2 rRNA genes are annotated in these 2183 nt (G+C 51.4%); both read left to right on the top strand.

Annotation, left to right across the window (positions count from 1 at the left end):
* Nucleotides 1-3 precede the first annotated feature (3 nt).
* Nucleotides 4-119, top strand: a 5S ribosomal RNA gene (gene rrf, locus ACFRMN_RS38630).
* Between the two features lie 250 nt (nucleotides 120-369).
* A 16S ribosomal RNA gene (locus ACFRMN_RS38635) occupies nucleotides 370-1919 on the top strand.
* Nucleotides 1920-2183: the final 264 nt, after the last annotated feature.

Consider the following 2183-nt stretch of genomic DNA (forward strand, 5'->3'; position numbering starts at 1 on the left):
TTGTTTGGTGGCGATAGCGAAGAGGTCACACCCGTTCCCATACCGAACACGGAAGTTAAGCTCTTCAGCGCCGATGGTAGTCGGGGGTTTCCCCCAGTGAGAGTAGGACGCCGCCAAGCAATTGCACATTAGTGTAATTTTTCAAAAAAGTTATTGACTTTGAAGAAGTGACATTGTATACTAATAAAGTTGCTTTAACAAAGCGGACAAACAAAATGATCTTTGAAAACTAAACAAGACAAAACGTACCTGTTAATTCAGTTTTTATAAATCGCACAGCGATGTGCGTAGTCAGTCAAACTAGGACCTGCACGACGCAGGTCACACAGGTGTCGCCGCAGGATGCGGTGAACTTAACCTGTGATCCATTTATCGGAGAGTTTGATCCTGGCTCAGGACGAACGCTGGCGGCGTGCCTAATACATGCAAGTCGAGCGGACAGATGGGAGCTTGCTCCCTGATGTTAGCGGCGGACGGGTGAGTAACACGTGGGTAACCTGCCTGTAAGACTGGGATAACTCCGGGAAACCGGGGCTAATACCGGATGGTTGTTTGAACCGCATGGTTCAAACATAAAAGGTGGCTTCGGCTACCACTTACAGATGGACCCGCGGCGCATTAGCTAGTTGGTGAGGTAACGGCTCACCAAGGCAACGATGCGTAGCCGACCTGAGAGGGTGATCGGCCACACTGGGACTGAGACACGGCCCAGACTCCTACGGGAGGCAGCAGTAGGGAATCTTCCGCAATGGACGAAAGTCTGACGGAGCAACGCCGCGTGAGTGATGAAGGTTTTCGGATCGTAAAGCTCTGTTGTTAGGGAAGAACAAGTACCGTTCGAATAGGGCGGTACCTTGACGGTACCTAACCAGAAAGCCACGGCTAACTACGTGCCAGCAGCCGCGGTAATACGTAGGTGGCAAGCGTTGTCCGGAATTATTGGGCGTAAAGGGCTCGCAGGCGGTTTCTTAAGTCTGATGTGAAAGCCCCCGGCTCAACCGGGGAGGGTCATTGGAAACTGGGGAACTTGAGTGCAGAAGAGGAGAGTGGAATTCCACGTGTAGCGGTGAAATGCGTAGAGATGTGGAGGAACACCAGTGGCGAAGGCGACTCTCTGGTCTGTAACTGACGCTGAGGAGCGAAAGCGTGGGGAGCGAACAGGATTAGATACCCTGGTAGTCCACGCCGTAAACGATGAGTGCTAAGTGTTAGGGGGTTTCCGCCCCTTAGTGCTGCAGCTAACGCATTAAGCACTCCGCCTGGGGAGTACGGTCGCAAGACTGAAACTCAAAGGAATTGACGGGGGCCCGCACAAGCGGTGGAGCATGTGGTTTAATTCGAAGCAACGCGAAGAACCTTACCAGGTCTTGACATCCTCTGACAATCCTAGAGATAGGACGTCCCCTTCGGGGGCAGAGTGACAGGTGGTGCATGGTTGTCGTCAGCTCGTGTCGTGAGATGTTGGGTTAAGTCCCGCAACGAGCGCAACCCTTGATCTTAGTTGCCAGCATTCAGTTGGGCACTCTAAGGTGACTGCCGGTGACAAACCGGAGGAAGGTGGGGATGACGTCAAATCATCATGCCCCTTATGACCTGGGCTACACACGTGCTACAATGGACAGAACAAAGGGCAGCGAAACCGCGAGGTTAAGCCAATCCCACAAATCTGTTCTCAGTTCGGATCGCAGTCTGCAACTCGACTGCGTGAAGCTGGAATCGCTAGTAATCGCGGATCAGCATGCCGCGGTGAATACGTTCCCGGGCCTTGTACACACCGCCCGTCACACCACGAGAGTTTGTAACACCCGAAGTCGGTGAGGTAACCTTTTAGGAGCCAGCCGCCGAAGGTGGGACAGATGATTGGGGTGAAGTCGTAACAAGGTAGCCGTATCGGAAGGTGCGGCTGGATCACCTCCTTTCTAAGGATATTATACGGAATATAAGACCTTGGGTCTTATAAACAGAACGTTCCCTGTCTTGTTTAGTTTTGAAGGATCATTCCTTCAAACATAGGAGCACCTGCTAAATGCGCCACATCCTGTGGCAACGCATGTGTTAGCATGTCCTATGCGTTGTTCTTTGAAAACTAGATAACAGTAGACATCACATTCAATTAGTAATACAAGATATCACATAGTGATTCTTTTTAACGGTTAAGTTAGAAAGGGCGCACGGTGGATGCC

Origin of the sequence: Streptomyces sp. NPDC056835 (assembly GCF_042789485.1) — a bacterium.
GTDB lineage: Bacteria > Actinomycetota > Actinomycetes > Streptomycetales > Streptomycetaceae > Streptomyces.